Below are 26,698 nucleotides of genomic sequence, written 5' to 3' on the forward strand. Positions count from 1 at the left end.
ATAGAAGAGCCATTACGTGCATATTCAAAAACGCTCCTTGAGATTCAGCTGCGTATTTCTTTTCCTTATTTTTTGTCTTGGCCTGTTCTCCGTTAAGCTGCTTCGCATCCAGTTTTTCCGTTCCGAACACCTTTCCTCCTTAGCCGAAAAACAACATAATAATGCCGTCAAGATCGAGCCGGTTCGCGGAACGATCTATGACCGCAAGATGCGGCCGTTGGCCCTCAACGTCGCCGTTTACTCGCTGTTTGCCAATCCCCGCATGATGAAGCCGGAAGACAAGGCCAGGGCCGTCCAGGAACTGAGCTCATTGCTGTCTTTATCCCCGGAGTTCATCGAAGAGCGGATGAGCAAGAAGAAATATTTTGTCTGGCTTGCCAGGAAGCTCCCCGTCGAAAAGGCCGAGCAGGTCAAGGCCCTTAAGATCCAGGGGCTGGACTTTATCAAGGAAAGCAAGCGGTATTACCCGAATCAGTCGCTGGCTGCGCATGTCATCGGCTTCGCCGGGGTCGATAACCAGGGATTGGAAGGGATCGAGCTTCTGCATGATTCTTATTTACGCGGGGAGGCGGGGTGGATGCGGATCCTCCGCGACGCGCGGCAGAGGGAGCTTTTGATCGAAAAAGATTACCTCCCGCCGAAAGACGGATTTAGTCTGGTCCTCACCATTGACGAAACCATCCAGTATATCGCCGAACGGGCGCTGGACAAGGCCTTCCTGGAACACAACGCCAAGGGCGCGACGATCATCGTGATGGACCCCCAAACAGGGGAGATCCTGGCTCTCGCCAACCGTCCCACCTATAATCTGGCCGAAGTTGAGACCAGCAATATGGAGAACCGGACCAACAGGGCCCTGGCGTTCGTTTATGAGCCGGGATCTGTTTTCAAAATCGTGACCGCTTCGGCCGTGCTCGAGGAAGGCGTCTTCCAGGAAACCGACAAGATTTTTTGTGAAAACGGACAATACCGTGTCGCCAGCCATGTCCTGCACGACCATCATGGACACGGCACGTTGACATTTTCCGAGGTCATTGAGAAGTCTTCCAACATCGGGACCGTGAAAGCCGCCCAGAAGCTGGGGGGTGAAAAATTGTATCAGTATGGAAGGAAATTTCGGTTCGGGATGAAGACCAATATTGACCTGGCCGGCGAGGTGGATGGGCTGTTGAAACCGACGGCCCAGTGGTCGAAGGTCACCATCTCGGCGATCCCGATGGGGCACGAAGTCACGGTGACGCCCATGCAGCTGTTGTCCGCGATCTCGGCCATCGCGAATAACGGCACGTATATGAAGCCGTTCGTGGTAAAATATGTCAAAGACAATAAGGACGAATTGATCAAATCATTTGAGCCGCAGGCCGTGGATCAGGTCATTTCTCCGGAAACGGCCCGGCGCGTCCAGGCCATCCTGCAGAGGGCCGTGGAGAACGGCACGGGCAAAAAGGCCACCATCAAAGGGGTGTCCGTGGCGGGGAAGACCGGGACGGCCCAGAAAGTCCTGGGCGGGGCTCACTCTCACGACAAATTTTACGCGACGTTCATTGGCTTTGCCCCGGTGGAAAATCCGCGTTTGGCCGCGGTGGTTGTTTTTGACGAGCCCCATCCTTCGTACTTCGGCGGCACGGTGGCGGCGCCCGTTTTTCAGGAAGTGATTGAGAATTCCCTCAAATACCTGCAGGCCGGTGAAGAGGAACAGGTGATCGTGAAAAACCGATGATGCTTTTGGCGGATTTACTCAAAGATCTCTACGAGCAGCCCATCCCTCTGGAATTCGCTTCCCAGATTGTTAAATCCATCAGCTGTGATTCCCGCAAAATCGAACCGGGGACTTTTTTTGTCGCCGTCCAGGGGGTGACAGGGCACGGGCAGAAATTCATTGATGACGCCGTCCGCAAGGGGGCGCGTATCGTTGTCTGCCCGCAGTCCAATCTGGATATTTCTTATATGCAGAAGCACGCGGATGTCTGTTTTCTGCCTGTCCGGGACCCGGAGCAGATCCTCCGCCGACTCCTGGAGAGATTTTACGGCCGGCCGTCGGCCAAGGTCCGCGCGGTCGGGATTACGGGCACCAACGGCAAGACCACGATCAGTTATCTTCTGGAGTCCATCCTGGGATCGGCCGGACACAGTTGCGGGGTGGTCGGCACGATCAATTACCGTTATGGGTCCAAGATCCTTCCGTCCCACAACACGACCCCGGGGATCGTGGAGAACCAGGCCTTCCTGGCCGAGATGGCCGCAACGAACGTGGAATATTGCGTGATGGAAGTCTCCTCTCACGCCCTGGCGCAGGGCCGCGTGGATCTCATCGATTTTAAAGCCGCGGTTTTTACCAACCTGACCAGCGACCATATGGATTACCATAAGGACCGGGAGGATTATTTCTTGGCGAAATCGAAATTGTTCGCCATGTTGTCCGATCAGGCCGCGGCTATTCTGCCGTCTGATGACGAATACGGGCAGCGCCTGGTGAAAATGACCAAGTCCAGGGTTGTGACCTACGGCGTCACGCAGCCCGCGGATTTTCGGGCGAAAGATCTGCACATGGGCTTGTCGGAAACGCGCTTTGTGATCCGCGCTCCCGAAGGGGAAATCCCCCTGGCCACGCGGCTGATCGGTCTCCACAATGTTTACAATATTCTGGCCGCAACAGCTGTCTGCGCCGTCGAAGGAATCCCCTTGTCCCAGATCCGGGCGGGGCTGGAACGGCTTGACAATGTGCCCGGCCGGCTGGAACAGATCCGCGGGGAACAGGATTTTCATGTCTTTGTGGATTATGCGCACACAGAAGACGCCCTCAAGAATATTTTGACCAGTATCCGGGGGGTGAGCGATCGTCCCGTCATTCTGGTGTTCGGCTGCGGCGGGGACCGCGACAGGACCAAGAGGCCCCGCATGGGGCGGGTCGCAAGCGAACTGGCGGATCGCGTGATCCTGACCGATGACAATCCCCGCAGTGAGGACCCTCAGGCGATCGTGGATGAGATCATCCCCGGGTTTGCGCGGAACAACTATACCGTGATCCTGGACCGGGAAACGGCGATCCGCACCGCTTTGGGAATGGCCGGCAAGGGGGATGTGGTCGTTGTGGCCGGCAAGGGGCATGAAGATTACCAGATCTTTAAGGATAAGACCGTGCCGTTCAAGGAACACGACGTCATTCGCCAATATTTGCGCGAGCTCAAGACCCCGGCCGGAACCGAGAGACCCTGAGCCGGGCCTGTCAGGAAGAGGCAGAATGTTCACCGTCCAAGATATCCGCAAAGCGACCAAAGGGCAGCTGCTGCAGGGGCAGGACTCTGTCCGGCTCAGGGGGGTTTCGATTAACACCCGCACGATCCGCCGCAGATATCTTTTTATCGCTATCAAAGGAAAAAATTTTGACGGGCATGACTTTGCGGCCAATGCCGTGAAAAAAGGGGCGACGGCCCTGATGGTGTCGCGCCGGGCCGGTCCTCTTCCCGGCGGCGTTCCGGTCATTCTGGTGGATGACACGGTCAAGGCGCTTGGCCGGCTGGCCCGGTATCACCGCGACCGGTTCTCGATGCCCGTCATAGCCCTGACTGGTTCCGCCGGAAAAACGACCACCAAGGAAATGGCTGCGCGGGTCCTGGCGGCGAAATATAGGGTGCTCAAGAACGAAGGCACGGAGAATAACCATATCGGCGTGCCCATGACGCTGCTGAAATTGAGGCCTTCCCACGAGATCGCCGTGATCGAGACCGGCACCAACCAGCCGGGGGATATCCGCTGGCTGGCCCACGTGATCCGTCCGACAGTTGTGGTCTTGACCAATATCGGAGAATCGCATTTGGAACGGCTGAAAGATTCCTCCGGTGTTTTTCGGGAAAAATTTGAGCTCGTGCGGGGGATGACGGAGCGCGGGTGCGTGATTTACAATGCGGACAACCCCTATCTCCGGCGGGTCCCGGCCCTGGCCAAAGGCCATCGGATGATTTCTTACGGCACCAGTTCCCCCGCCGATCTGCGCGCGCGGGATCTGACGCTGTCCGCGAACGCGAAAATTTCGTTTTCCGTGAATTCCCGAAAGTGGTCGATCCGCACGCCGGCCGCACACAATGTCTCCAACGCGCTTGCCGCCATCGCCTGCGGGCGGTTGTTCAAAGTGCCGGAGGGCAAGATCAAGGGCCGGATTTTTTCGTTCCGTTTTCCGCAGGGACGACAGACCCTGAAGAAGGAGGGTGGCTGCTGGGTGATCAACGACACCTATAACGCCAACCCCGTTTCCTTGCGCAGCGCCCTGCAGACGCTGGCTTCTCTTAATAATAAGGGCCGTAAAATCCTTGTCTGTGGTGATATGCTGGAGCTGGGCGGCCGGTCCGCCCGCCTTCACCGGGACATCGGCCGATTTGTCGCCCACTGCGGCGTGGATGCTGTGCTGTCGCTGGGCAAGCTGTCGGAAGCCGTTTCCCGGGAGGCGAAATCCGCCGGTGTGCCGGTGGTCGCCCGTCACTTCGGGAGCGCGGAGCAGCTCAATCAAAAACTCAAAGAATACCTTCGGCCCGGTGACGCTGTTTTGGTCAAGGGATCGCGGGGCATGAAGATGGAACGGATTATTGATTTTCTTGAGAAAAATCTCAACTGACAGAAAGAGCGACGCATGTTTTACTACCTGTCCCAATTGAAAGAATTCTTCATCGGGTTCAACATCTTCCGCTATATCACCTTCCGGGCGGCGATGGCAGCGGTCACGACCTTCCTGTTGTGCATGGTTCTCGGGCCGATGCTGATCCGCTATTTTCATGAGCGTCAGATCCGGGAAAAGGCCAAGCGCGACGACTGCCCGGACCTGGACCGCTTTCATCATTCCAAGGAAGGCACGCCGACCATGGGAGGAATTTTCATCGTCGGCAGCATCGTGCTCTCGGTCCTTCTTTGGGCGGACCTTTCCAACAGGTACGTCCTCCTGACGCTTCTGGCGTGTGTGTTCTTGGCCATTTTAGGATTTTGGGATGATTACCTCAAGCTTATCCGGAAGGGCAAGCAGCGGGGGTTGCGGGCCAGGTTCAAATTTTACATGGAACTTCTGCTGGGGCTGGGGATCGGGGCGTATTTGTTCGTTGGCCCGGACCAGATGACGACGCTGGACGTGCCGTTTTTCAAAAATCTGGTGATCACTCTGGGACTTTTTTATATTCCGTTTGTGGCGTTAGTGATCGTGGGAACGACCAATGCCGTGAATCTTACCGACGGCCTTGACGGGCTGGCCATCGGATGTGTGATGATCGTGAGCCTCACTCTGGGCATTTTGAGTTACGTGGCCGGACACCTGAAATTCAGCGAATATCTGTTTATCCCTTACATTGCCAACGCCGGGGAATTGACCGTGATCTGTGCCGCGATCCTGGGCGCCAGCCTGGGTTTTCTGTGGTTTAACTGCCATCCGGCGTCCGTGTTCATGGGCGATGTCGGTTCGCTGGCTCTCGGCGGGAGCCTGGGGACGATCGCGGTCCTGATCAAAAAGGAGCTGCTGCTCGGCCTGCTGGGCGGTGTTTTTGTGATCGAGGCCCTGTCGGTGATCATCCAGGTGATTTCGTTCAAGACCCGGCGCAAGAGGGTTTTCAAAATGTCTCCGCTCCATCACCATCTGCAATTGTCCGGCTGGCATGAATCCAAGATCATCATCCGTTTCTGGATCATCGGGATCATTCTGGCCCTTTTAACATTGACCACGTTGAAGATCAGGTAGCCCCATGGCCATGGATTTGCATAACAAGACCGTGACCGTCATCGGCGCCGGCCGCAGCGGCCTGGCCGCGGCGAGGCTCATTGTCCGCAACGGCGGACGCGTGAAAATTTCCGAGAAATCCCCTCGCATGGAGTTGCCGGAAGAGTTTCGCCTTTGGGCGGAGCAGGCCGGAGTGGCCATGGAGTGGGGCGGCAACACCCGGGAGCTTGTCACGTCGAGTGACCTTGTTGTTTTGAGCCCTGGTGTGCCGATCGCTTCTCAGCCCGTGGCCTGGGCCAAAGCGTCCGGGATCCCCGTGATCGGCGAGGTCGAGCTGGCTTTCCGGTTCTGCTCCAAGCCCGTGATCGCTGTTACGGGCAGTAACGGCAAGACCACGACGGTGACGTTGATCCGCAACGTGCTCGCCGAGGCGGGTTTCGGCGTGTGCCTGTGCGGGAATGTGGGCGAACCGTTCACGGATTTTGTCCAGGACATGAGCCGGATCGATTATGTCGTCCTGGAAATCAGTTCCTTCCAGTTGGAGACCATTGAACATTTTCGGCCGCGCATCGCGGTCTTCTTGAATTTCAGCCAGAACCATCTGGACCGGCATAAGGACGTTGACGAATATTTTGACGCCAAGAAGCGGATTTTTATGAACCAGGGTCCCGGCGATTATGCCGTTCTCAACGCCCAGATCGATCGCATCAGCGATCTGGTCCCTGAATTGCGGGCAAGCGTTGTTCTTTTTAATGAGGACACGGCTGTCAATCCCAACCATCAGGCGGTACTGAAGGTGGCGGGGGTCCTGGGCATCGGCGAAGAGGTCTGCCGCAAGGTCTTCGGGGAATTCAAAGGGGTGGAGCACCGGATGGAAACGGTCCGGACCCTGGACGGAGTGGATTACATCAACGATTCTAAATCCACTACGGCAGAATCCGGGCGCTGGGCTCTGCAGAATATCGACAGGCCGATCGTGATGATCTGCGGCGGCCGGGACAAAAATATCGATTTTTCGGTTCTGAACGACCTGGTCCGCCGGAAGGTCAAGCGGATGATCGCCTACGGCGAGGCCCGGGGCAAGCTGAAAAAGACCTTTGAGGGCGTGGTCGCTGTCGACGAGCGCGAGCGCCTGCCGGAAGCCGTCGAGCAGGCCCGCAAATCCGCCGGCCCGGGGGACTGCGTTTTGTTGAGTCCGATGTGCGCCAGTTTCGATCTGTTTCAGAACTATGAGCACAGGGGCCGGGTGTTCAAGGAGATCGTTAGCAGCTTGCGCTGAAGCCGTGGAATCCTTATGAGAGAAATCCGTCTATCCATCACCATGATCGTGATCCTGCTGATCTTTGTCGGGATCGTGATGATCTACAGCGCAAGCTGCATTTACGCGCTTCAGGAACTGAATGACAGCATGTATTTCCTCCGTCGCCATTTGATGTTCCTGGTCATCGGTTCTGCGATGATGCTGACGGCCATGACCATTGATTACCGGGACCTCCGGAAGTATGCCAAGCCGCTCCTTGTGATCGGGATCGTCCTCCTGGTCCTTGTCCTGATCCCGCACATCGGCAAGGCAAGTTACGGGGCGAGGCGCTGGTTCAAGCTGGGGCCTTTTTTCTTTCAGCCGTCGGAGTTCGTCAAACTGGCCATGCTCATTTATGTGGCGGATTTTCTCGCCCGCAAGCAGACGAAAATTACGGATTTTTTCCGGGGATTTTTGCCGATCGTCATGGTGGTCGGAATCACGTGCCTGCTGATCCTCAAGCAGCCTGACTTGGGAAGTTCTGTCCTGATCGCCCTGATCGTTTTCATCATGATGTTCGTCGCCGGGGCGCGTCCGGCGCACATCCTGTCCTTGGGCCTGTTGGCCCTGCCGGTCCTGTTTCTTCTGGTGGCGCGCGTGCCTTACCGCATGAAGAGGATCGTGGCCTTCCTCAATCCCTGGGAAGACAGCCAGGGGGTGGGTTTTCAGCTGACCCAGTCCCAGATCGCATTCGGGTCCGGCGGCCTGTTCGGTGTCGGGCCGGGGCACAGCATGCAAAAACTGTATTATCTTCCGGCGGCGCACACGGATTTTATCCTTTCGATCATCGGTGAAGAGTTGGGATTTGTCGGCGCGTTTGCCGTGATCCTGCTGTTCGTCGCTTTTATCTGGCAGGGGGCGAGGATCGCGAAGCGGACCATGGACCCGTTCGGGTATTACTTGAGCACGGGGATCGTCGGGATCATCGGTCTGCAGGCCATGGTCAACGTGGGGGTGAGCATCGGCGCTCTGCCGACCAAAGGGCTTCCTCTGCCGTTCATCAGTTACGGCGGATCGGCGCTGGTGTTTAACATGGTCTGTGTGGGGCTCCTGCTTAATATTTCCCGCATCCAGGACCAGTCCGGCTGAGGCCGCGAATATTTTCGAGGAAGGTGCGGCATGAAAATCGTGATGGCAACCGGCGGAAGCGGGGGGCACCTGTTCCCGGCCCTGTATGTCGCCGATGTCCTGCGGGTGCGGGGCCATGAAGTTTTCTTTGCCGGGGCCTTTGGGGGGATGGAAGAAAAGATCCGGCGGCACGGGTATTCGTTCAGGGACCTGCCGGCCAAAGGATTGAAGACAAATTCGCTAAAGTCCGTTCTGGAATTTTCCGCGGCTATGATACAATCAATGGCAAGGGCAGGGACTATGCTGAGGGAGATCCGCCCTGACGCCGTGGTGGGCTTTGGCGGATACGGTTCGTTTCCCGTTGTGGCAAGCGCCATTGTTCAGCGCCGGCCCGCGATGATCCATGAGCAGAACGTGATTCCCGGACGCGCCAACCGTGTCCTTTTTCAATTCGCGGACAGAGTGACGTTGAGTTTCGAGCGGACGAAATCCTATTGCCGCCGGAAGGACGCTGTTGTCACCGGGTGCCCGTCCCATCGCCCCGACCCCCGTTGGACCGGCCGGTCCGCGCGGGAACATTTTGGCCTCGATCCGGAAAAATTCACGGTCCTGATTTTAGGAGGGAGCCAGGGTAGCCGGAGGATCAACCGGGAGTTCCTTTCGGCGGTGGAAGGGATGGGAACACCCGCCGGTTTACAGATTATTCATCTTTGCGGCCAGGCGGATTTCGGGGAAATGGGCCGGGAATACCGCCGGATAGGAGCGGATGTCCGGTTGTTTGAATTCCTGGACGAAATGGAAGCGGCGTATGCCGCCGCGGACATGGTGATTTCCCGCGCCGGGGCCGTGACCGTTTCGGAGATCGCCGCTTTTGGTGTCCCGGCGGTGCTGATCCCCTATCCGTATGCCGGCGGCCATCAGAGGGCGAACGCGCTTGTCTTGGCGGAATCCGGACGGGCCGACATGGTGGAAGAAAAGGACCTCTCGGCGAAATTGTTGGAGACCTTGATCCTGGATCGGATGACCCACCGGGGAAACAGGCTTGCCGCGGCCGTCATGCCGCCGGATGCCGCGGAACGGCTGGCCGGGGAAGTCTTGTCCCTGGCGGCTGGCCGGGGCAAGCGAAAGGGAACGTAGCCGGGATGTTCCGGAAAATTGTTTTTGTGACGATGTTGCTGGCGGGCCTGGCGTCCGTCCGGGGCGACTGCCAGAATCCGAAATGGCAGGAGTACCGGTGCACGCATTTCCTTATTTATTATAAAAATGTGCCGATGGATTTCGTGAAAGAAGTCGAAGAGGCCGCTGAGGGATATTACAGCGCCATCACCCGAAATCTCGGATTCACCCGTTATCAGGGCTGGGCCTTTGAAGGCCGGGCCAAGATTTTTATATACGACGATCAGGATGATTATGTGGAGTCCTCGCGGCAGGCGGGCTGGTCTTCGGGCATGGCCAGCGCGCGGGAGAAAGTGATCCGGACGTTTCCATCGGCGCACGGCTTTTTTGATTCGACCCTTCCGCATGAACTCGGGCATATCATTTTTCGGGAATTCATCGGTTATCGGGCGATGATCCCGCTGTGGCTCGAAGAGGGCGTGGCCATGCACCAGGAGAAGGCCAAGCGCTGGGGAGCCCATCAGATGGTCCTTAAGGCCATCGAGAAGGGGGAATTCATCCCCTTGAAGGCCCTGACCCAGATATCCCTGACGCAGGACACGGACAGGGCCACGGTCGATCTGTTCTATACCGAGTCGGCCAGCGTCGTGTATTATCTGATCACCGAGTTCGGGATCCACCGTTTCGTGAATTTCTGCCGGGCCCTGAAGGAAGGGCGGACGTTTGAGGCGGCCTTTGTCTCCGCTTACAGCCGTTTTCAAAATGTCGACGACCTGAACAAGGCCTGGGTTGATTACTTGAAGAGAAAATAAACATTATGGCGCACAAACATTATCATTTCATCGGCATCGGCGGGATCGGGATGGGGGCTTTGGCCTCCCTTGTTCTGGCCAAGGGCCATCGGGTCAGCGGGTCGGACTTGAAGGAGAGCCAGTTGTTTCTAGAGCTCAGGCACCGGGGGGCCGCGGTGTTTCTCGGGCATGCCTACGAGAACGTGGGGCAGCCGGATTTCGTGGTTTATTCCTCGGCCGTGGGGGAAGATAACCCCGAGATGAAGGCGGCGCGGGACAAAGAGATCCCGGTGCTGCGGCGCGCGGAACTGCTCGCGGAGCTGATGAGCAATCATGTCGGCATCACGGTGGCGGGCGCCCACGGCAAAACCTCAACGACATCCATGATCAGCTGTCTTCTGATGAGCGCCGGGATCAACCCCACCACCGCCGTCGGCGGGATCATCAACGGGACGTCCTATAACGCCAATCTGGGCCGCGGCCAGTATTTCGTGGCCGAGGTGGACGAGAGCGACGGGTCATTCCTGTATTTCCAGCCGTTTTATTCCATCATCACCAACATCGATTTTGAACACGTGGATTACTACCATACCTGGGAGAATATCCTGGCGGCCTACGCCCAGTTTGTCCAGCGCACGGCCGAGGGCGGAACGGTCATCGCCTGCGGGGACGATCCCAACCTCCGCCGGATTCTGGAGTCCGTCGGCCAAAGGCACCTGACGTACGGTTTTTCCAAAGACAACGATATTTTTGCGGACCGTATCGTTTTGGACGGTTATCAGTCGCGCTTTGATTGTTTGGCTGACCGGAACCCCCTGGGGACCTTTGAGCTTTCAGTCCCGGGCCGCCACAATATCCTCAATTCCATGGCGGCGATCGCCCTGGGTCTGGCCCTGAACGTCGAGGTGCCTGTCATCCAGAAAAGTCTCAAGGCGTACCGCGGCGTGAAGCGGCGCATGCAGATAGTCGGCGACATCACGGACATTTGCGTCATGGACGATTACGGCCATCATCCGACGGAAATCAAGGCCACCCTGCAGGCCGCCCGGCTTTTGGGGAAGAAACGCGTCGTGACGGTCTTCCAGCCGCACCGGTACACCCGCACGAAATTTTTGATGGACGGGTTCGTGGAAAGCCTGCAGTTGAGCGATTATGTGATCATCACGGACATTTATGCCGCCAGCGAGCCGCCGATCGAGGGCATCAGCGCCGAGACGATTTGCGGCCGGCTTCGGGAGAAAACGGACAAGCCCGTGGTGTATCTGAAGAAAGAAGATATCTTCGCTCACCTGCGGGATGCGGTCAGGCCGGGGGACCTGGTGCTGACGCTGGGCGCGGGGGATATTTATCGCATCGGTGAAGAGCTTGTCCGGGACCTGACGGAAAAGGCCAGGAAAACCTTGCTGAGCGTCGGTAAGAAAATATGAACGCGGCGAAACCGGGCCATGTCGGCGTTTTGATGGGGGGGTGCTCGTCGGAGCGCGACATTTCCCTCAAGTCCGGGCACGGGGTTGCGGAGGCGCTGGCGTCGACTGGATGCCGAGTGAGTCCGCTTGTGGTGACGTCCGAACATGGGGCGGACATCGTACGGTTGGTCCGCGATTCGGGAATCGAAGTCGCGTTCATCGCTTTGCACGGGCGGTTCGGGGAGGATGGGACGGTCCAGGCGATCCTCGAGAAGCTGGACATCCCGTATACGGGGTCAGGCCCGGAGGCGAGCCGTAAAGCTTTGGATAAGGTTACCACCCAGACTCTTTGGAAGGCGGCGGGACTTCCGGTGCCGGATTTTTGGGTGATCCGGAAGGGGGCCGACGCTGTTCAAAATATTATTGATCCATTGCCGGCGTTTCCGGTTGTGGTCAAGCCGTCGAGGGAAGGGTCCAGCTTTGGGGTGACGATCGTGAGGGCCATGGATCAGTTGTCTCCCGCGCTGGAGAAAGCTTTTGCATATGGCCCGGACGTCCTTGTCGAGCGGTTCATCCGTGGCCGCGAAGGGACCGCCGGAATTCTGGACGGCCGGGCCTTGCCTCTTGTGGAAATCCGTCCCAAGGCCGTGTTTTTCGATTTTGAAGCCAAGTACCAGAAAGGGATGACCGAGTATCTTGTGCCGGCGCCCTTGCCCGAAGACGTGGCGGCCCGCATCCAGCAGATGGCGGTGAAAGCGCACGGCGTCCTGGGCTGTGCCGATTTTTCGCGTGTGGATTTCATGCTGGATGAGGAGAACAATCCGTTTTTGCTGGAGATCAACACCATCCCCGGATTCACGCCGACGAGCCTCCTGCCGAAGGCCGCGGCCGCGGCCGGGTATGCGTTCCCGGATTTGTGCGTGAAACTGGTGGAGCTGGCGTGCCGCAAGCGCGCCAAGACGCCGACCAAAATATGACAAGATGCCGTGAATGAGTTGAGAAAAGAGGAGCTGTCCATTGGCCAAGAAGAGCAAGAAAAATGATGTCCTGAAGGGCGTGTTCAAAGCGGTCCTTGTCCTCGGGCTTGTGGCCGGGCTGGCCGCGGCCGTGGCCTTCGCCGCAACGGATTTCTTAAAGACGTCGCGGATTTTCACCATCCGCGCCGTGATCCTGGACCCGTCGCTTCAACCGGTCAAGTCGCGCTACCTGGAGGGCCTGATAGGGAAAAATATTTTTGACGTTGATCTGCGGGCCGTTCAGCGTAAGGTCCAGTTGCAATACCCCGAAATTCACAATCTGCGGATCCTGCGCAGGCTTCCGGACAAGATCCATGTCACCGCCCAGCGCCGCGAGCCGTTTGCCGGCGTGCGGTTCCATAACCGGGAGGTAATTTTGGACAGAAACGGGACCGTGGTGTCGTTGTCCCCGATTCCAAGCCTCCGCCTGCCCGCCATCACCGGGGCCAGGATCAGCCAGCCGGTGGCCGTCGGCAAGCCCGTGAATGAAAAGACCATCGGCGCGGCGTTGTCCGTCCTCAAGGCCGTGCAGACCAATTCGGACCTGTCCGCGATGTCCGTTGTTTCCATCGACGTCGCAAACCTGTCCAATATCGAGTTTCACACGTCAGACGGGTTGAAGGTGATCATCGATGATGAGGACATTTATCCGAAAATCCGGAAACTGGGTATTCTGACCACCCAGGGCGACGTCAACCTCAAAGATTACAAATACGTGGATTTGCGTTTTCAACAGCCGGTGTTGGGAAAAAACTGATATCAAAGGAAAGGGCCGCTATGCTGCGCAATCTGATCAGTGAAAAATATTTTGCCGGGTTGGACCTGGGGTCCCAGACCATCAAGACCAGCATCCTGAGGACCAATGAATCCCACCAGCCGGAGGTGGTCGGCGTCTTTGAATCAAAAACCAGCGGGTTCGGCAAGGCCTCCATCATCGATCTGGGGGAATTTTCCGAATCGATCAATGCCGCCGTGGCCGGCCTTTCCAAAAATACCGGGATCAAGCTGAAAGAGGTGACGGTGGGGGTTGGCGCCGAATTGATCACGGACCGGTTCAGCCAGGCGGTCATTCCGTTGTGCGACCGGGACACCAAGGTCGTGACCGACCAGGACATCCGTAAGGTCCAGACCCAGGCGCGGCTGCTGGGCGTGAACATGGAAGAAGTGATCGTGCACGATTTTCCCCAGCATTACCGTCTGGATGACGCCCATACGGCGGTCAATCCCGCCGGTCTTTACGGCAGAAAGCTGGAAGTCCAGTCCCTGCTGATTCTGGCCCACAACACCCTGATTAAAAATTTGACCAAGGCGGTCAACCAGGCCGGGCTGGAGGTGGGTTCAATCCTGTATTCCGGGACCGCGGCCTCTGATGTTTGCCTGACGCCGGAGCAGAAACGCCAGGGGTGCCTTTTTATTGATATCGGCTGCCGCCGGACGAGCGTCATGATTTTTAAAGACGGCCAGCTTCGCTGGATCGAGCACCTGCCGGCGGGGGGAGGGTTTGTCACCCGCAGCATTGCCGAGTCGCTGAATTTGACGTATGACTTGGCCGAAGATATCAAACAGTCGTACGCGGTGGCCACGCGCGCCGCCGCGCAGAATGAAGAGGAGATCCTTGTCAAGCGCGAGGACGGCTATATTCCGGTGAAGAAAGAATTGATTTCCGCTTCCATCGAGCCCGTGATCGCGGAGTTTCTGTCGTCTCTGGCCGGATCGGTCAAAAAATCCGCGCTCCATGACCAGTTGAATGCCGGCGTGATCCTGGCCGGCGGCGGGGCCCTGCTCCCGGGTTTGATCGAAAGGGTCGGAGAGACCACGAATCTTCCTGTCAAAATGGCCAAGGTAGGCCTCCTTCAGGACAAAGTGCACCATGCCGCTAAGTTCGCGGCCACGATCGGCCTTTCCCTGGCCGGTTTCCAGAAAGCCCACGCCGCTGTCGCAAGCCGGGAAAAGAACGGCCTGTGGACAGCCCAATTCGCCCACCGCGTCAAACAACTTTATCAGGAATATTTCTAATGAGCACACGATTTACGGAGCCGTAGGCGAACGTAAATCGTGTGTGCGAATTAGCCCCGCAGGTTCCCGCCGAAGGCGGGATGCGGGGGTAATGAGTTTACGGAGTCCTGCTGCCCCTTGCGTCATGGCGGGGCAAGAAGCAGGGCGACGTAAATTTGAGGAGCGAACTAACCCCGCTGATTCCCAAGCGGGGCTAATGAGTTTGCGGAACGCATTCCTGCGGTTCGCTTTGCAAAGCAAAGCGGCAGGGGCAATGAGCTTTACGGAGTCCTGCAGGGCGGCGTAAATGATAAGCGCGAACCCATTCGGCCTGGCTCAGGGTGATTTGGCCCAGCGATTTGCTTCGCCGAAATCGTGAAACGATTTTCGGCGGTTGCAGCAGCTGGGGTTTTTATGTTTTTGGGGGTTTTGGTGCAGTTACAGGACAGGCCTTACTTCCGGCGGGTCAGATAGAAGCTGATTTCCTTGAGGATCGCCCTCACCCGGTTGATATGGTTGAAGATGTAAAGCATCCAGAAGGAATTGAGCAGGATCAGAAGGACGATGATCAGGGTGCTGGTGGTTTGCGTGAGCATCAGCTGTTCAATCACATTGTCCCTGGACACGGTCGAGGCGATGTCGATTGCCCGGAACGTGGTAAAAATGAACCAGAAAAAGATCACGACCAGGACAAACTCAAAAAACAGCATGTAAAAATGTCGCATCATCCACCGGGCGAAGAGGTTGTCCCAGTAGCGGATTTTTGCCATGAAATCTTCAAAAGACATGCTGCCATTTCCTTTTTTATCTTTTTCCAGCTTTGTTTATTCTCATCATAGTCAATTTTATTTTCTTCCGCAACCCTTTTTTCCTGTCTTTTCTGTCCGCAGCGGGAAGCCCCGGAGAATCGGGCTGCTTCGCGCGGTCCACCGGGGAGACCCATAGAAACGTTTTTTTACTTGAGAGAGGCGAAATTTGGCTATACAATAAAAATTCGTGATGCGTATAGTGTCCGGCAGCAGTGTCGCTATGAAGAAAAAACAAAAAACCGCCCTTCCTATTGTTTTCGTCTTCGCCCTTTTGGCCGTGGGTGCGGCCGTTTTCTTTGCTCTCCGAGCGCAACCCCCCAGAGACGGCATCCGGCAGACCTTTTACGAAAGCGGCAAGATCAAGAGCGAATACACCTACCAGAACGGCGTCAAAGAGGGGAAATTCCGCGAATATGATGAAAACGACAACCTCCTGGTGGAGGGCGTGATCCAGGGGGGGCGGGTCGCCGAGACGCGGTACGATTATTACGTCGGGGGCAGGAACAAGTCCGTGGTCAACTTTGTGGACGGCAAGCGCAACGGAATTGCCAAGGAATTCTATTCCTCCGGCACCCTGCACATGGAGCGTTATTTTCAGGATGATCAGTTGGACGGACCTCTCAAGGAGTATTCACCCACGGGTGTCATCGAGGCGGAGAGGACATACCGGGGCGATCAACTCAACGGCCTGGTTCGCGAATACCTCAACGGCCAGTTGACCGCCGAGAAGACGTTTGTTAATAACAAGATGAACGGCATCACCAAGGAATTTGTGGCCAACGGTCAGTTGAAGTTTGAAAAGAATTACAAGGACGACGTCTTGGACGGGATCACCACGGAGTTCGATTCCGGAGGGACCGTTCTATATGTGCATGCATACGCCAATGGAGAATTGGTTTCTACCAAGGAATTTTATGAGGACAAGAGGATGATGCGCCTGACGCGGTTTGAGGGCGGGAAAACCGTTTCTCTCACGGAATATTATCCCAAAGGCGCCACCATGAGGGAAAAGTTCCTGCAGAACGGCCAGATGGTCCAGCTCAATGAATATTATGATACCGGAAGCGTGATGTACAAAAAATACTACAAGGACAGCCTTCTCCTGAAGACGGAAGAATACGATGTTCAGGGCAATTTGTTGAATGTTCAGAAATTTTAAATTTCTTGCTGAAAGAATGCGGCGATGCCCTTCTGTCCGGTCTCTGCCCGATGCCTCTTCCGCCCCGGATTCCCGCCAGGAGGGGCGCGCAAAGCCATGAAAACACTGGTTTTTACATCCTTCCTGATGTTCGGTTTGTCGTCTGTTGTCCGGGCTGTCGAGGACGACCCTTACGCGTCCCGCCGGGACGCCATGGTCGAGTCCCAGATCCGGGCCAGGGGCGTTTCCGATCCCGCGGTCCTGGAAGCCATGCGCAAGGTCAAGCGGCATGTGTTTGTTGCGCCGGCAGCGAGGGATTTCGCGTATGAGGATTATCCCTTGTCCATCGGCCACGGCCAGACGATTTCCCAGCCGTTCATCGTGGCCTACATGACGGAGGTCTTGAAATTAACGAAGCAGGACAAGGTCCTGGAGATCGGTACCGGCTCCGGATATCAGGCCGCCGTTCTGGCCGAGATCGTTGCCGAGGTTTATACCATTGAGATCGTCAAGGAATTGGCCGAGCAGTCTTCCCGGCGTTTCCAGCAGATGGGGTACAGGAACATTCATGTGAAATCGGGAGACGGTTTTCAGGGCTGGAAAGAACACGCCCCGTATGACGCCATCATCGTGACGGCCGCGCCGTCGGAAATCCCCGAAGAGCTTGTTAATCAGCTGAAGGTCGGCGGCCGGATGGTGATCCCTGTGGGGACCGTCACTCAGGAGCTTTATTTGATCACAAAAACAGAGCGGGGCGGCAGGGAAGAGAAACTGATCCCTGTCCGCTTCGTCCCTATGGTCGAGGGGGAGTAGCGGAATGGGGAAAGATCTGATTCCCGGATGGCTGAAAAAATGGTATCTCTCGGTGCTGGCTCCGGGGGTCCGCTGGTTCACCTCTCTGCGGATCCATCCCAATGTCTTCACATCCCTGTCTCTGGCGGTCAGCGCGGCCAGCGCCGTGGCTTTTGCGGCCGGCTCTCTCGTGTGGGGCGGAATCCTGGTCTTGTTTTCCGGCACGTTCGATATCGTTGACGGGGCCGTGGCGCGTGCGTCCGGCCGGTCCAGCAAATTCGGGGCCTTGTTCGATTCCTCTCTGGACCGGTACGCGGAATTTTTTGTCCTGATCGGCGTGCTCGTTTACTTCATCCAGCAGGATTACGATGTCCTGTTGTCCGTTTTGGTCGTGGGCGCCGCGTTGTGCGGGTCGTTCATGGTCAGTTATGTCCGGGCCAGGGCCGAGGGGCTTGGCTTTGAGTGCAAGGTGGGCTGGATGCAGAGGCCGGAACGGATCGTCCTTTTGGGCTTCGGTTCGATCATCCACGAGTATGCCCTCATGGCTGTCCTGGTCCTTATTGCCATTTTATCGAATTTGACCGCGATCCAGCGGATGGTCTATATCGCCGAAATTTCAAGGCCGGCTCGATAAGCTTGGGAAGGGAGGTTCCTATGGCGACAATTTTTACAAAAATCATCAAGGGGGAGATCCCGTGTCATAAGGTCTTGGAGGATAAAAATTATCTTGCGTTTTTGGACATCAAACCCATCAACCCGGGCCATACGTTGGTCATCCCCAAGAAGGAAGTGGACTACATCTTTGATTTGGATGACGAGACGCTCAACGGCCTGATGGCTTTTGCGAAAAAGACGGCGGGCATGATCCGCAGGGCTGTGGACTGCAAACGGATCGGGGTGATGGTGGCCGGGCTGGAAGTCCCGCACACGCACATCCATCTGGTGCCGATCTTTGACGTCCATGACCTGAGCTTTTCCAAGGCCAGGCCGGCCTCTCCGGAGGAATTGGCCAAGACCGCGGCCAGAATCCGGCAGGGGGAAAAGGGAGGTTGAAATTTCTGCGGGAAAATAGTGGCTAAACCGCAGGTTTTCCATTATTATAGGGTAATCATTGGGCGTCTTTTTGATTCGACCCCATGCTCCCGGAGCGTGGGATGGATATGCGATGTATCAATGGAAAGGAGAACAGGATGTTAAAGTCAAGATTTGGGGTGTTCGGACTGCTCGTTCTTGTGTCCATGTGGGGTGCGGCCCCGGCCCAGGCCCAGGAGCTCAAACCTGTTGCGGATGAGGCCAAACTTCAGGACATCCGTAAACTGATGAACCTGACCGGTGGGGGGGATTTGGGCAGGCAGATCATGACCCAGATGATTGAATCCTTCAAGGCCAATGCGCCGGATGTCCCTGCCGAATTTTGGGATGAATTTCTGAAAGAAGCCGACGCCAACGCCCTGATTGAGCTCAACGTCCCGATTTACGACAAGTATCTCTCGCACGAGGAGGTCAAAGGGCTGATCGGTTTTTATGAATCCCCGGTCGGCAAGAAGTTCATCGAGGTCCTTCCTAAAATCGCGGAGGACTCTTACATGGCAGGCGAGAAGTGGGGTTATGATCTGGGGATGAAGATCCGCCAGAAATTGATAGAAAAGGGGTATTTCAAGGACGTTGAAGGGGAATCCGGCGTATCGGCAGAAACACCGGCGACTGTAGACGCTCCCGTTCCTGCTAATCCTTAAGGGCCACGACCAGAGAGCGGCATTTTACCCCGGTTTGCCGTTAGGAAGAACTCCAGCAGTTCCTTCCCATCGGCGAACCGGGGTTTTTCTTTGGTGCCGGCAGGGACCCCTGATTTAGGGCCATTGCAAACCTTTCAGTCCCAATGGTTAAAGACGAGCGCGTTGCCGGCGACGGGGCCATCTGTCTGGGGTGCATCAAAAGTATTTCTTGACAAATTGTCGGGCACGGAATTAGAATGCTTTTATCCAACAGCCCTTCGACTTTGCCATCGGTGGCGAAGTTTACAATATGGAGACACTGAAGTCCCAGGGACCCGCATTTAAAAAATGATCAAAGTTTTGAAAGGGAGGCTCACAATGTTTACTTCAAACGCCAAACAACTTTTAAAGGATCAACGGGTGGTCAACGAGATCAACCGTCACAAATGGTTCGAGAGCGAGAAACTCGGCTATGACATCGGTTTTGACAAAGCCGCTGAAGACTGGATCAAGCGCTTCTCCAAAGATTGGTTAAAGAACGGCGATGCCAAGAAAAATTCCAAGGCCAAAGCGAAGAAGTAATCCGGCTGGTTTGGCCCAAGGCATCCTGTGGCAGGTGTTTAAGAGAGGAGTTCTTCCTTAGGGAAGGACTCCTCTTCGTTTTGGGGAGAGAAAAAATATGGCTGTTTTGGAGACCGTGCTCGGAGACATCACGGCATTGCCGGTGGATGCGATCGTCAATGCGGCCAATACCACGCTTTTGGGGGGCGGCGGGGTTGACGGAGCCATCCACAGAGCGGCCGGTCCTCAGTTGCTTGAGGAGTGCCGGGGTCTGGGAGGATGCGAAACCGGCGATGCCAAAATCACCCGCGGTTACCGGCTGCCGGCACGGCATGTGATCCATGCCGTTGGTCCTGTGTGGTCAGGGGGAAAGAGGCGGGAAGACGAACTGTTGTCGGCCTGCTATCGCAGGTGTCTTGAAATCGCCGGTCTGCACGGACTGCGGTCCGTTGCCTTCCCGGCCATCAGCACCGGGGTCTACCGGTTCCCCAAAGAAAGGGCGGCGGTAATTGCTGTCAAGACCGTCCGGGAACATTTGCAGGTCCATCCCGGCATCGAAAAAGTGATTTTTGCCTGTTTTTCAGAGGGTGATTTGAAGATCTACCGGTCGCTGATAACGGCATGAGAGTCGGCGGGTTTTCAAAAAGACGGCCATCCGGTTTTTTCCGGATGGCCGTATGGATTGCCAAAAGGATTCGGGGAGCCGTTACATTTTCTGGGCTTCGATCCTCACGTCAAGGAGGACTTCGTCGCCGACGACATACCCGCCCTCATCCATGGTTTTATTCCAGGACACTCCGAAATCCTGGCGGTTGATCTTGGTTTGAGCGGAGATCCCTATGGCCTCGGCCCCGAAGGGCGTCTTGACCGGGCCCTGGATCGCGGCTGAAAGCTGGATTTCCTTGGTCACCTCGCGGATGGTCAGGTCCCCGGTGATGAGGTATTGGTCGCCGTCCTTTTTCACATCCTTGCTTTTGAAGGTGATCGTGGGGTTGTTGGCCACGTCAAAGAAATCAGCGGTCTTGAGGTGTTCGTCCCTTTTTTCCTGTCGGGTGTTCACGCTCGCGGCCTGGAGTACGGCGTCGATCTGGATGGTGGCGGGATCAGCCGGGTCAAAGACGATGGTCCCCTGGTAGTCTGTAAATTCCCCGCGAACGGTGCTGATCATCAGGTGCGATACCGAAAAGCCGATGGACGAATGGTCCTTGTCAACGGTGTAGGTGTCTGCCGCCCGTGCTGTGGCCTGGGAGCAGAAGATCGTGGCGCTCAACAGCAGGACTCCAAAAATTTCAGAAACTCGCATGTACCTCCTCCTTTAGTGGGGATAAGGTTGTTTGCGCAACAGCAAAGTCTTTTTAAGACAAATCAGCCGCTTTGTCAATACCTTTTATAGTGGGGAGGCCGATATCTTTTTCAATCCCTCTTTATCTCCTGGCAGGGATTTGTTAGAATGGACACAATGTTTCGGCCTTTCCAAAAATGGCGTGAAGCCCGTGAGCTGCGCAGGACCCTTCTGGAATTCCACTCTGAACTCCGGAAGAACCTGGAATCTTTTTATGTGATGGACCAGCTCGGCCGGCTTCGTCCTTTCCGGCTTGAGGCCTGGTCCCGGGTCAGTCCGCTGGGGTTTATCGGCTCAGATGAGAACATCCTTCGGTGTTTCCGGGCCATGGAGGAGCACAACCGCCTTTTGGAGGATTTCAGCAATTTTGAGGCTTGGTATTCCTCTGATCTGGACAATAAAACGCAGGCCAATGCCAGGATCCTGCACGAGAAACGGGACGCCCCGCAGAAGAATTTCCCGGCTTTTGAAGGTCTGATCAAGGCCGCCCTGAGTGCGCTGGAGGCGCAGTTACAATCCCGGAAAGTCCTTAAACATTAGCTGAACCCAGGGGTATTCTTTTCGTCTTTTGAAAGGAGTTGTATGTTAGCCATTTCCACGGCCTGGAATTACGAGTCCGGAGGAGACGTCCGCCAGATGCTGGCGGAGATCAAAGAGACCGGAGTCGATGCCATTGAATTGGGCTACCGCGTCGTCCATCAAGACCTGGAAAAAATCATCCCTCTTTTGGGCGATCTGGGCCTGACGGTGTCCAGCGTGCACAATTTTTGTCCTGTCCCCCATGACGGGCCGTCGCCCCGGCACCCGTCGAACTATTACCGGCTGTCCGCCGTGGATGACGATGAGCGCAAAAAGGCTGTCCAGTGGACACAACAGGCGATCGATACGGCCGTGAGGACGGCCGCTCGGGTTGTGGTGATCCACGCCGGGTCCGTGGAACTTCCCGAAGACCCGTCCTGCCGTTTGCTGGAGATGTGGCGGCAGGGGCAGGGAGGCACGGAGGAATTCGCCGTTCTGCGTGAGGCCTTTCTCAAATCTCGCCGGGAGCACCGCGGCCCGTATATGGACAGCGTTATCCGCAGTCTCCGGGACGTGATGGCCTATGCCAGCGGAAGGGGAATATTGATCGGCCTGGAGACGCGGTATTATCCGACGGAAATTCCCAACTGCGATGAGGTGGGAGAACTGCTGGAGCTGTTTCACGGGCAGGGCATGGGATACTGGCATGATGTCGGGCACGCGGAAGTGAACGGTCGGCTCGGGCTCGCGCCGCACGCGCGTTATCTGGAAAAGTACCGCGACCGGTTGATCGGCTTTCATTTGCATGGGGTCAAAATCCTGAAAGACCACCAGGCCCCTCTCGAGGGGGATTTCGATCTTTTGTCCGTGTCTCCGTATTTATCCGCGGATAAATTTCAGGTCATTGAATCGCACGCCACCGCCACGCCGGAACAGATGAAGGCGGCGGTCCGGACGCTGCGCCCGCTGTGTTGTTGACGAGGCCGGCGAATAGGGATGGGAAGGTATGATTCTTTATCTTGTCCGTCATGGAGAAGCGGTCCCGGAAACCGGGGACTCTCAGAGGAAGTTGAGCCCGAAGGGCCGGGACGATGTGGCCCGGGTGTCCGCGGATTTAAAGAGACGCGGCGCGGCCATTGAGGCGTTTTGGCACAGCTCCAAGGCGAGGGCACGGGAAACCGCCGGGATCCTGCGGGATGTCCTGGCCCCCGGACGGGGGATCGAGGAAAAGGGTTTCCTGTCCCCGGACGACCCGCCCGGTTCCGCGGCCCGCGAGATACGGGACCTGCGGCGCGACCTTCTGATCGTTTCGCATATCCCGTTCCTGCCGCGGCTGGTGTCTTTGCTCGTGACCGACGGGGAAGACAAAAATATTGTTCACATGCCGACCGCTGCGGTGGTCGTCCTGGAAGGGGCGGCGCATCAGCCCTGGACCATTACCGCGGTCATAACGCCCTCAGGGCTATCCCATGGATAATCTCGACCTTTTTCCCCGATCCGATTCGGCGGCTTTCAGTGTTTCCCAGCTCAACGAAACGATCCGCGAGGTCCTGTCCCAGGGCTTTCCGTCGGCGGTGTGGGTTTGCGGGGAGATCCAGGGCTATGACCGCCAGAAGGATAAAAAGCACGTCTTTTTTGAGCTCTGTGAGAAGGCCCCGGTCACGCACGAAGTCGTGGCCAAGATCGGGCTCGTTATCTTCGCCAACCGCAGGGCCTTGATCGACGGGATTCTCAGGGAATCCTCCAACGCCTTTGAGTTGAAGGACGACATCGAGGTCAAATTCCTTTGCAAAATCGATTTCTATCCCCCGCACGGCGCTGTCCGCCTGATCGTTGAAAGCATCGATCCTGTTTATACTCTTGGGAAAATCGCCCAGGAGCGCCAGCGGCTGATCGCCCTGCTCAAGCAAAAGGGGCTTCTCGATAAGAACAAGGGGCTGCCCTTGCCCGAGGTGCCGTTGAACATCGGATTGATCAGCTCGCACGATTCGGCCGCCTACAATGATTTTTTTTCGGAGTTGAGAAACAGCGGCCTCGGGTTCCGCGTCGTTTTCCGGAATGCCCTGATGCAGGGCAAAGGCGCCCCGCCGGATGTCTGCCGGGCGATTCGGCAGCTCAACCGTGTCCCTGACTTGGATGTCATCGTCATAACCCGGGGGGGCGGCTCAATCGCGGAATTGAGCTGTTTCGACAACGAGACCATCGCCGCGGAGATCGCGGATTCGGCGGTCCCTGTCCTGAGCGGGATCGGCCACGAGATCAACATCACCATCACCGATATGGCCGCGCACACTTACCAGAAGACCCCGACGGCGATCGCCCGGTTTTTGGTCCAGCGGGTCCAGGATTTTTTGTCGGCGCTTGAAACCCGCGGCTCGTTGATCCTCGATGCCGCGCAGGCGCGGCTGGCCGGTGAAAGGCAGGGATTGCAGGCAAGGGCCGTGGACCTTCAGGCACGCACCGGCGGTTTTTTAAAGTCCCACCGGGAGAGGATGGCCCGTTTTCGGGAAGTGGTCCGGGGCCAGTCTCCCCGGATATTGCGCGAACATGCGGCCCGGCTCTCCGACCGTCAGGCCGCGCTTGGGAAAACAGCCGGCGCGTTTTTGTTGCAGCAGAAAACACGGATCGGGCACTGGAAAAAACTTTTAGATATCGCGGATCCGCTGAACACCGTCCGCAGGGGCTTCAGCATCACCCGGACGGCAGCCGGCGTTCTGGTCCGAGGCCTGAAGGATGTCAAAACAGGGGAGACCATCACAACGCACCTGGCCGACGGTTCGGTCGAGAGCCAGGTCAAAAAATTTTTGAAGGAGGAAAAACGTGGCTGACATGAAATACAGCAAGGCGGTCAAACGGCTGGACGAGATCGTCGCCAAGATCGAGAGCGACGAGATCGATGTGGACGAACTCTCGGAGAAGGTCAAGGAGGCGGTCTCGCTGATCAAAATGTGCAAGCAGAAAATCGAGAAGGCCGAACTGGAAGTGAAACAGGCGGTGGAAGATTTTGAGGACCAGGGCAAGGCATAATGGGGTGGATGGCCGCGTTGTCCGCCGGGTGGTCTTGCTCGCCCTGTCTCTGCTGGCTTGCGTCTCGGCGATCCGCTGCGGAGCTCCAACCGATTTCAGCCGGGTCAAGGTCGTCAAGGTTTTCGACGGCGACACCCTGCTCTTGTCCGGCGGTGAGAAGGTGAGGCTGATCGGTATCGACTGCCCCGAGAGTTTTGAAAACGACAAGATTTTCCGGGACGCCAAACGGAGCAGGCGGGATATCCGCGCGATCATGGCCATGGGCAAAGAGTCGCACCGCTTCGCAGAACGCGCGGCCCTGGGCCGGACCGCGCGGCTCGAATTCGACGCGGAAACCCGCGACCGTTACGGCCGGCTGCTCGCCTATGTGTTTTTGCCGGCAGAAAACATTCCCGCCGGGCAGAGCCGCCCGGTCAGCCTGCTGGAGATCGACGGGCAGACGTGGTATTTTCTGAACGCCGCGGTCGTGGAGGAAGGGTATGCTGTCCCGATGACGATCCCCCCGAACACGAAATATACGGAACTTTTTCGCCGGCTGTCCCGGGAAGCCCGGGAGGCCGGGCGCGGTCTGTGGCGGGACGGCGTGATCCCGGCGTCGGCTGATCCGGCATGAATCATGAAGGGAGGGCCCGGTGGGAAAACTGATCCTTGTGGCGGTGCTGACGTGTATCGTGACGGCGGCGTTTTTTTTAATCCTCGGGTGGACAAACTGGGTCCGGCATTATCGCCATTCCCGGCGGAAGGATTACGACCCTCTGTTGAAACATCCCACCATGTTTGACGTCCGGCGGCTCCTTCTGGAAGGGGAAAAAGACCTGGCCTTGCGGGTTTACCGCCGGATTTTTCGCAGGAACGACCAGAAGGCCAAAGAAGAGGTGGACCAATTGGACAAGAGTCTTCCGAGATGACGCATGTGAAAATCAGCGAGCGCTTTGTCTGCGGCCTTCTCCTGCTCGGGATTTTGGTTTATGCGGCCCTGGTCCGTGCGCCGTATGTGTTCACAGACCGGCTCTGGTCGGACGAGGCCCTGTATGCCTGGTATGCCAAGCGGTTGTTCGGCGATCCGGCTTTTCTTTTGTCCCCTGAGATTTTTGAGATTCATCCGCCGTTGTTTCCCGTCCTGCTGTCTCTGGGCCACGGGATTTTCCCGCCTTTGCAGGCCTGCCAGATGATCGTTTATCTGATCGGCATTTTGGGGATCTATGTGATTTACCGGTTGGGAGCGAAGCTGGCAACTCCGTTTGCCGGATTGCTGTCGGCACTATTGCTGGCCAACAGCGGACTTTACCTGCGGGAATCGGTCAGGATTCTCAGCGATGTCGCGTTTGCCGTGTTTTTGACAGGTCTTGTCTGGGCGTTGCTTGAGGAGGAAGACGATCGGCGATCTTGGGGATGGGCCGTCGGCTTGCTGGGGAGCGGGTTGATTCTGCTTAAGTCGTACGGTATTTTATTTGCGCTCCTGGTGCCCCTGTTTTATGGGTTTTGCGTGAAAGCCGGATGGCAGGAAAAGGCCAGGCGCATGCTGATTCCCGCTGCGTGCATGGCCGTGTCTCTGGCCATTGTCGTGGCGATGAACCTCAAGGGACACACGTCCGTCGTCACGGACCAGGGTGTCCTGGCCGGGGCGTCATGGAAAAAGGTTTGGCCATACCTCTGGTATTTACCGAGATTATTGGAATGGAAATATTTATTTTTTGCCCTGGTTTGGGGCGTGGCTTCTCTGTTTTTGAGCGGGCGCGCGGCCGCTTTTCTTTTGGGGGGCTGGGGTCTTTGCTCCCTGGCGTTTTTTTCTCTCGTTCCGCAACTGACCACGCGTTATGCCATTGTGATCCTGCCCTGCGTCTGCTTGCTCGCGGCCTGGGGCGTTGAGGATGCCCTCCGGCGGGTGTTTCGCCATCCGTCCGCTTTACGGGCGGCGATCAGCGCCGTCCTTGCCGGCATTGTCGTCATGATGCTGGGTTTGACTCCGGAGAGGACCGCCCGCTTGGCGGATGAAAACAAATATTTCAGAAATTTTAATGAGGCCGGGCACAGGATCAAGGACCAGGCCCGGCCGGGGACCTTGATCCTGTGCTCTTCTGAACGGCAGATCCGGTATTTTTCCGGCATCGAATACCTTCAGTGGGGCGGCCAGATCCAGCGCCTACCTCTGGCCTACGCGGATCTGCGGAATATCTTCCAGGGCCATGCGGAGGGCATTTTGGTCCAGCTTGACAACTGGTCGTCCTCCGATGCGTCGCTGGTGGACCCTTTTGATTCGAGCCAGATTTCTTTCTTTGAGAGCCAGGGCTTCAGGGTTGTTGCAACCTTCGGGAAGATGCGGTATCATGCCGACAAAGGCGCTGGTGCGCTCCTGGCCCCGGCTATTTGGATTTTTGAACGGCCGGCGCGGGACATCAAGGAGTGATGGG

29 protein-coding genes are annotated in these 26,698 nt (G+C 56.9%); 27 read left to right on the forward strand and 2 right to left on the reverse strand.

All coding sequences use genetic code 11. The features are described 5' to 3' along the window. Window positions 1-16 precede the first annotated feature (16 nt). The 12 genes from Q8Q08_08335 to ftsA are packed head-to-tail and all read left to right on the forward strand — an operon-like array spanning window position 17 to window position 14,405. Entirely contained in the window at window positions 17-1,720 is a 1,704-nt protein-coding gene (locus Q8Q08_08335) for a penicillin-binding transpeptidase domain-containing protein (protein MDP2654023.1), read from the forward strand. Continuing rightward, entirely contained in the window at window positions 1,717-3,216 is a 1,500-nt protein-coding gene (locus Q8Q08_08340) for a UDP-N-acetylmuramoyl-L-alanyl-D-glutamate--2,6-diaminopimelate ligase (protein ID MDP2654024.1), read from the forward strand. Before Q8Q08_08335 ends, Q8Q08_08340 begins: the two co-directional genes overlap by 4 nt. Window positions 3,217-3,241: 25 nt before the next feature. Beyond that, on the forward strand, window positions 3,242-4,609 hold the full coding sequence (gene murF / locus Q8Q08_08345; protein ID MDP2654025.1) for a UDP-N-acetylmuramoyl-tripeptide--D-alanyl-D-alanine ligase: 1,368 nt from the start codon (window positions 3,242-3,244) through the stop codon (window positions 4,607-4,609). Window positions 4,610-4,624: 15 nt separating this feature from the next. Next, window positions 4,625-5,713 carry a phospho-N-acetylmuramoyl-pentapeptide-transferase gene (gene mraY / locus Q8Q08_08350; protein ID MDP2654026.1) on the forward strand — a complete coding sequence of 363 codons (1,089 nt, stop codon included), beginning with the start codon at window positions 4,625-4,627 and terminating at the stop codon, window positions 5,711-5,713. Between the two features lie 4 nt (window positions 5,714-5,717). Beyond that, entirely contained in the window at window positions 5,718-6,971 is a 1,254-nt protein-coding gene (murD, locus tag Q8Q08_08355; protein MDP2654027.1) for a UDP-N-acetylmuramoyl-L-alanine--D-glutamate ligase, read from the forward strand. 15 nt (window positions 6,972-6,986) lie between these two features. Beyond that, entirely contained in the window at window positions 6,987-8,081 is a 1,095-nt protein-coding gene (ftsW, locus tag Q8Q08_08360) for a putative lipid II flippase FtsW (GenBank protein ID MDP2654028.1), read from the forward strand. 30 nt (window positions 8,082-8,111) lie between these two features. Then, window positions 8,112-9,197: an undecaprenyldiphospho-muramoylpentapeptide beta-N-acetylglucosaminyltransferase gene (gene murG, locus Q8Q08_08365; GenBank protein MDP2654029.1), complete on the forward strand. Its 1,086-nt coding sequence runs from the start codon at window positions 8,112-8,114 to the stop codon at window positions 9,195-9,197. Between the two features lie 5 nt (window positions 9,198-9,202). Next, window positions 9,203-9,988 (forward strand): peptidase MA family metallohydrolase, encoded by a 786-nt coding sequence (locus tag Q8Q08_08370; protein MDP2654030.1) that lies wholly within the window; start codon window positions 9,203-9,205, stop codon window positions 9,986-9,988. 5 nt (window positions 9,989-9,993) lie between these two features. Then, window positions 9,994-11,394: a UDP-N-acetylmuramate--L-alanine ligase gene (murC, locus tag Q8Q08_08375; protein ID MDP2654031.1), complete on the forward strand. Its 1,401-nt coding sequence runs from the start codon at window positions 9,994-9,996 to the stop codon at window positions 11,392-11,394. Then, the gene (locus tag Q8Q08_08380; protein ID MDP2654032.1) at window positions 11,391-12,350 is read left to right on the forward strand and encodes a D-alanine--D-alanine ligase; all 960 of its coding nucleotides are present in this window, start codon (window positions 11,391-11,393) and stop codon (window positions 12,348-12,350) included. The genes murC and Q8Q08_08380 overlap by 4 nt, the downstream gene beginning before the upstream one ends. Before the next feature lie 40 nt (window positions 12,351-12,390). Next, window positions 12,391-13,146 carry a cell division protein FtsQ/DivIB gene (locus tag Q8Q08_08385; GenBank protein ID MDP2654033.1) on the forward strand — a complete coding sequence of 252 codons (756 nt, stop codon included), beginning with the start codon at window positions 12,391-12,393 and terminating at the stop codon, window positions 13,144-13,146. 20 nt (window positions 13,147-13,166) lie between these two features. Beyond that, window positions 13,167-14,405: a cell division protein FtsA gene (gene ftsA / locus Q8Q08_08390; GenBank protein MDP2654034.1), complete on the forward strand. Its 1,239-nt coding sequence runs from the start codon at window positions 13,167-13,169 to the stop codon at window positions 14,403-14,405. Between the two features lie 431 nt (window positions 14,406-14,836). Here ftsA and Q8Q08_08395 read toward each other — a convergent pair whose 3' ends face one another. Further along, window positions 14,837-15,172: a hypothetical protein gene (locus Q8Q08_08395; GenBank protein MDP2654035.1), complete on the reverse strand. Its 336-nt coding sequence runs from the start codon at window positions 15,170-15,172 to the stop codon at window positions 14,837-14,839. Between the two features lie 241 nt (window positions 15,173-15,413). Between Q8Q08_08395 and Q8Q08_08400 the strand changes: the two genes are divergently transcribed. From Q8Q08_08400 to Q8Q08_08430, 7 genes are all read left to right on the forward strand, one after another. Continuing rightward, window positions 15,414-16,352, forward strand: coding sequence for a hypothetical protein (locus Q8Q08_08400; GenBank protein ID MDP2654036.1), 939 nt, complete (start codon window positions 15,414-15,416; stop codon window positions 16,350-16,352). A 96-nt stretch (window positions 16,353-16,448) separates the two neighbouring features. Further along, window positions 16,449-17,144 carry a protein-L-isoaspartate(D-aspartate) O-methyltransferase gene (locus tag Q8Q08_08405; GenBank protein ID MDP2654037.1) on the forward strand — a complete coding sequence of 232 codons (696 nt, stop codon included), beginning with the start codon at window positions 16,449-16,451 and terminating at the stop codon, window positions 17,142-17,144. Between the two features lie 4 nt (window positions 17,145-17,148). Further along, a complete protein-coding gene (locus Q8Q08_08410) occupies window positions 17,149-17,757 on the forward strand; it encodes a CDP-alcohol phosphatidyltransferase family protein (GenBank protein ID MDP2654038.1) in 609 nt (202 codons plus the stop codon). 20 nt (window positions 17,758-17,777) lie between these two features. Beyond that, window positions 17,778-18,176 (forward strand): HIT family protein, encoded by a 399-nt coding sequence (locus tag Q8Q08_08415; GenBank protein MDP2654039.1) that lies wholly within the window; start codon window positions 17,778-17,780, stop codon window positions 18,174-18,176. Window positions 18,177-18,313: 137 nt separating this feature from the next. Then, window positions 18,314-18,859 carry a DUF2059 domain-containing protein gene (locus Q8Q08_08420; protein MDP2654040.1) on the forward strand — a complete coding sequence of 182 codons (546 nt, stop codon included), beginning with the start codon at window positions 18,314-18,316 and terminating at the stop codon, window positions 18,857-18,859. 357 nt (window positions 18,860-19,216) lie between these two features. Continuing rightward, complete coding sequence (locus Q8Q08_08425) at window positions 19,217-19,420, forward strand: DUF4032 domain-containing protein (GenBank protein ID MDP2654041.1); 204 nt, start codon at window positions 19,217-19,219, stop codon at window positions 19,418-19,420. 97 nt (window positions 19,421-19,517) lie between these two features. After that, on the forward strand, window positions 19,518-20,024 hold the full coding sequence (locus tag Q8Q08_08430; GenBank protein MDP2654042.1) for an O-acetyl-ADP-ribose deacetylase: 507 nt from the start codon (window positions 19,518-19,520) through the stop codon (window positions 20,022-20,024). Window positions 20,025-20,105: 81 nt separating this feature from the next. Here the strand turns inward: Q8Q08_08430 and Q8Q08_08435 are convergent, their stop codons facing one another. Next, window positions 20,106-20,702 carry a YceI family protein gene (locus tag Q8Q08_08435; GenBank protein ID MDP2654043.1) on the reverse strand — a complete coding sequence of 199 codons (597 nt, stop codon included), beginning with the start codon at window positions 20,700-20,702 and terminating at the stop codon, window positions 20,106-20,108. A 147-nt stretch (window positions 20,703-20,849) separates the two neighbouring features. On the opposite strand from Q8Q08_08435, the gene Q8Q08_08440 reads away from it, so the two are divergent. The 8 genes from Q8Q08_08440 to Q8Q08_08475 are packed head-to-tail and all read left to right on the forward strand — an operon-like array spanning window position 20,850 to window position 26,694. Then, window positions 20,850-21,281 carry a hypothetical protein gene (locus tag Q8Q08_08440; protein ID MDP2654044.1) on the forward strand — a complete coding sequence of 144 codons (432 nt, stop codon included), beginning with the start codon at window positions 20,850-20,852 and terminating at the stop codon, window positions 21,279-21,281. A gap of 42 nt (window positions 21,282-21,323) precedes the next feature. Then, window positions 21,324-22,238, forward strand: coding sequence for a sugar phosphate isomerase/epimerase (locus Q8Q08_08445; protein MDP2654045.1), 915 nt, complete (start codon window positions 21,324-21,326; stop codon window positions 22,236-22,238). A 28-nt stretch (window positions 22,239-22,266) separates the two neighbouring features. Continuing rightward, entirely contained in the window at window positions 22,267-22,737 is a 471-nt protein-coding gene (locus Q8Q08_08450; GenBank protein ID MDP2654046.1) for a histidine phosphatase family protein, read from the forward strand. Then, complete coding sequence (gene xseA / locus Q8Q08_08455) at window positions 22,730-24,088, forward strand: exodeoxyribonuclease VII large subunit (GenBank protein ID MDP2654047.1); 1,359 nt, start codon at window positions 22,730-22,732, stop codon at window positions 24,086-24,088. The genes Q8Q08_08450 and xseA overlap by 8 nt, the downstream gene beginning before the upstream one ends. 1 nt (window position 24,089) lies before the next feature. Next, window positions 24,090-24,287, forward strand: a complete 198-nt coding sequence (gene xseB, locus Q8Q08_08460; protein ID MDP2654048.1) for an exodeoxyribonuclease VII small subunit — start codon at window positions 24,090-24,092, stop codon at window positions 24,285-24,287. Between the two features lie 4 nt (window positions 24,288-24,291). Beyond that, window positions 24,292-24,900, forward strand: coding sequence for a thermonuclease family protein (locus Q8Q08_08465; GenBank protein ID MDP2654049.1), 609 nt, complete (start codon window positions 24,292-24,294; stop codon window positions 24,898-24,900). Between the two features lie 19 nt (window positions 24,901-24,919). Next, on the forward strand, window positions 24,920-25,195 hold the full coding sequence (locus Q8Q08_08470) for a hypothetical protein (protein MDP2654050.1): 276 nt from the start codon (window positions 24,920-24,922) through the stop codon (window positions 25,193-25,195). Beyond that, a complete protein-coding gene (locus tag Q8Q08_08475) occupies window positions 25,192-26,694 on the forward strand; it encodes a glycosyltransferase family 39 protein (protein MDP2654051.1) in 1,503 nt (500 codons plus the stop codon). The genes Q8Q08_08470 and Q8Q08_08475 overlap by 4 nt, the downstream gene beginning before the upstream one ends. Window positions 26,695-26,698 lie beyond the last annotated feature (4 nt).

The sequence above is a fragment of the Candidatus Omnitrophota bacterium genome (genome assembly GCA_030688425.1).
Taxonomy (GTDB): Bacteria; Omnitrophota; Gorgyraeia; order Zapsychrales; family JANLHA01; genus JAUYIB01.

What these genes read in the sequence shown, in the direction of transcription:
- murG (MDP2654029.1), top strand. Translation starts at nt 8,112, where the DNA reads ATGAAAATCGTGATGGCAACCGGCGGAAGCGGGGGGCACCTGTTCCCG.
- Q8Q08_08400 (MDP2654036.1), top strand. Translation starts at nt 15,414, where the DNA reads ATGAAGAAAAAACAAAAAACCGCCCTTCCTATTGTTTTCGTCTTCGCC.
- Q8Q08_08395 (MDP2654035.1), bottom strand. Translation starts at nt 15,172, where the DNA reads ATGTCTTTTGAAGATTTCATGGCAAAAATCCGCTACTGGGACAACCTC.
- Q8Q08_08425 (MDP2654041.1), top strand. Translation starts at nt 19,217, where the DNA reads ATGTTTACTTCAAACGCCAAACAACTTTTAAAGGATCAACGGGTGGTC.
- ftsW (MDP2654028.1), top strand. Translation starts at nt 6,987, where the DNA reads ATGAGAGAAATCCGTCTATCCATCACCATGATCGTGATCCTGCTGATC.
- Q8Q08_08340 (MDP2654024.1), top strand. Translation starts at nt 1,717, where the DNA reads ATGATGCTTTTGGCGGATTTACTCAAAGATCTCTACGAGCAGCCCATC.
- murF (MDP2654025.1), top strand. Translation starts at nt 3,242, where the DNA reads ATGTTCACCGTCCAAGATATCCGCAAAGCGACCAAAGGGCAGCTGCTG.
- Q8Q08_08370 (MDP2654030.1), top strand. Translation starts at nt 9,203, where the DNA reads ATGTTCCGGAAAATTGTTTTTGTGACGATGTTGCTGGCGGGCCTGGCG.
- Q8Q08_08445 (MDP2654045.1), top strand. Translation starts at nt 21,324, where the DNA reads ATGTTAGCCATTTCCACGGCCTGGAATTACGAGTCCGGAGGAGACGTC.
- Q8Q08_08450 (MDP2654046.1), top strand. Translation starts at nt 22,267, where the DNA reads ATGATTCTTTATCTTGTCCGTCATGGAGAAGCGGTCCCGGAAACCGGG.
- Q8Q08_08410 (MDP2654038.1), top strand. Translation starts at nt 17,149, where the DNA reads ATGGGGAAAGATCTGATTCCCGGATGGCTGAAAAAATGGTATCTCTCG.
- murC (MDP2654031.1), top strand. Translation starts at nt 9,994, where the DNA reads ATGGCGCACAAACATTATCATTTCATCGGCATCGGCGGGATCGGGATG.
- ftsA (MDP2654034.1), top strand. Translation starts at nt 13,167, where the DNA reads ATGCTGCGCAATCTGATCAGTGAAAAATATTTTGCCGGGTTGGACCTG.
- Q8Q08_08435 (MDP2654043.1), bottom strand. Translation starts at nt 20,702, where the DNA reads ATGCGAGTTTCTGAAATTTTTGGAGTCCTGCTGTTGAGCGCCACGATC.
- Q8Q08_08405 (MDP2654037.1), top strand. Translation starts at nt 16,449, where the DNA reads ATGAAAACACTGGTTTTTACATCCTTCCTGATGTTCGGTTTGTCGTCT.
- Q8Q08_08430 (MDP2654042.1), top strand. Translation starts at nt 19,518, where the DNA reads ATGGCTGTTTTGGAGACCGTGCTCGGAGACATCACGGCATTGCCGGTG.
- Q8Q08_08440 (MDP2654044.1), top strand. Translation starts at nt 20,850, where the DNA reads ATGGACACAATGTTTCGGCCTTTCCAAAAATGGCGTGAAGCCCGTGAG.
- Q8Q08_08415 (MDP2654039.1), top strand. Translation starts at nt 17,778, where the DNA reads ATGGCGACAATTTTTACAAAAATCATCAAGGGGGAGATCCCGTGTCAT.
- xseB (MDP2654048.1), top strand. Translation starts at nt 24,090, where the DNA reads ATGAAATACAGCAAGGCGGTCAAACGGCTGGACGAGATCGTCGCCAAG.
- xseA (MDP2654047.1), top strand. Translation starts at nt 22,730, where the DNA reads ATGGATAATCTCGACCTTTTTCCCCGATCCGATTCGGCGGCTTTCAGT.
- Q8Q08_08475 (MDP2654051.1), top strand. Translation starts at nt 25,192, where the DNA reads ATGACGCATGTGAAAATCAGCGAGCGCTTTGTCTGCGGCCTTCTCCTG.
- Q8Q08_08420 (MDP2654040.1), top strand. Translation starts at nt 18,314, where the DNA reads ATGTTAAAGTCAAGATTTGGGGTGTTCGGACTGCTCGTTCTTGTGTCC.
- murD (MDP2654027.1), top strand. Translation starts at nt 5,718, where the DNA reads ATGGCCATGGATTTGCATAACAAGACCGTGACCGTCATCGGCGCCGGC.
- mraY (MDP2654026.1), top strand. Translation starts at nt 4,625, where the DNA reads ATGTTTTACTACCTGTCCCAATTGAAAGAATTCTTCATCGGGTTCAAC.
- Q8Q08_08380 (MDP2654032.1), top strand. Translation starts at nt 11,391, where the DNA reads ATGAACGCGGCGAAACCGGGCCATGTCGGCGTTTTGATGGGGGGGTGC.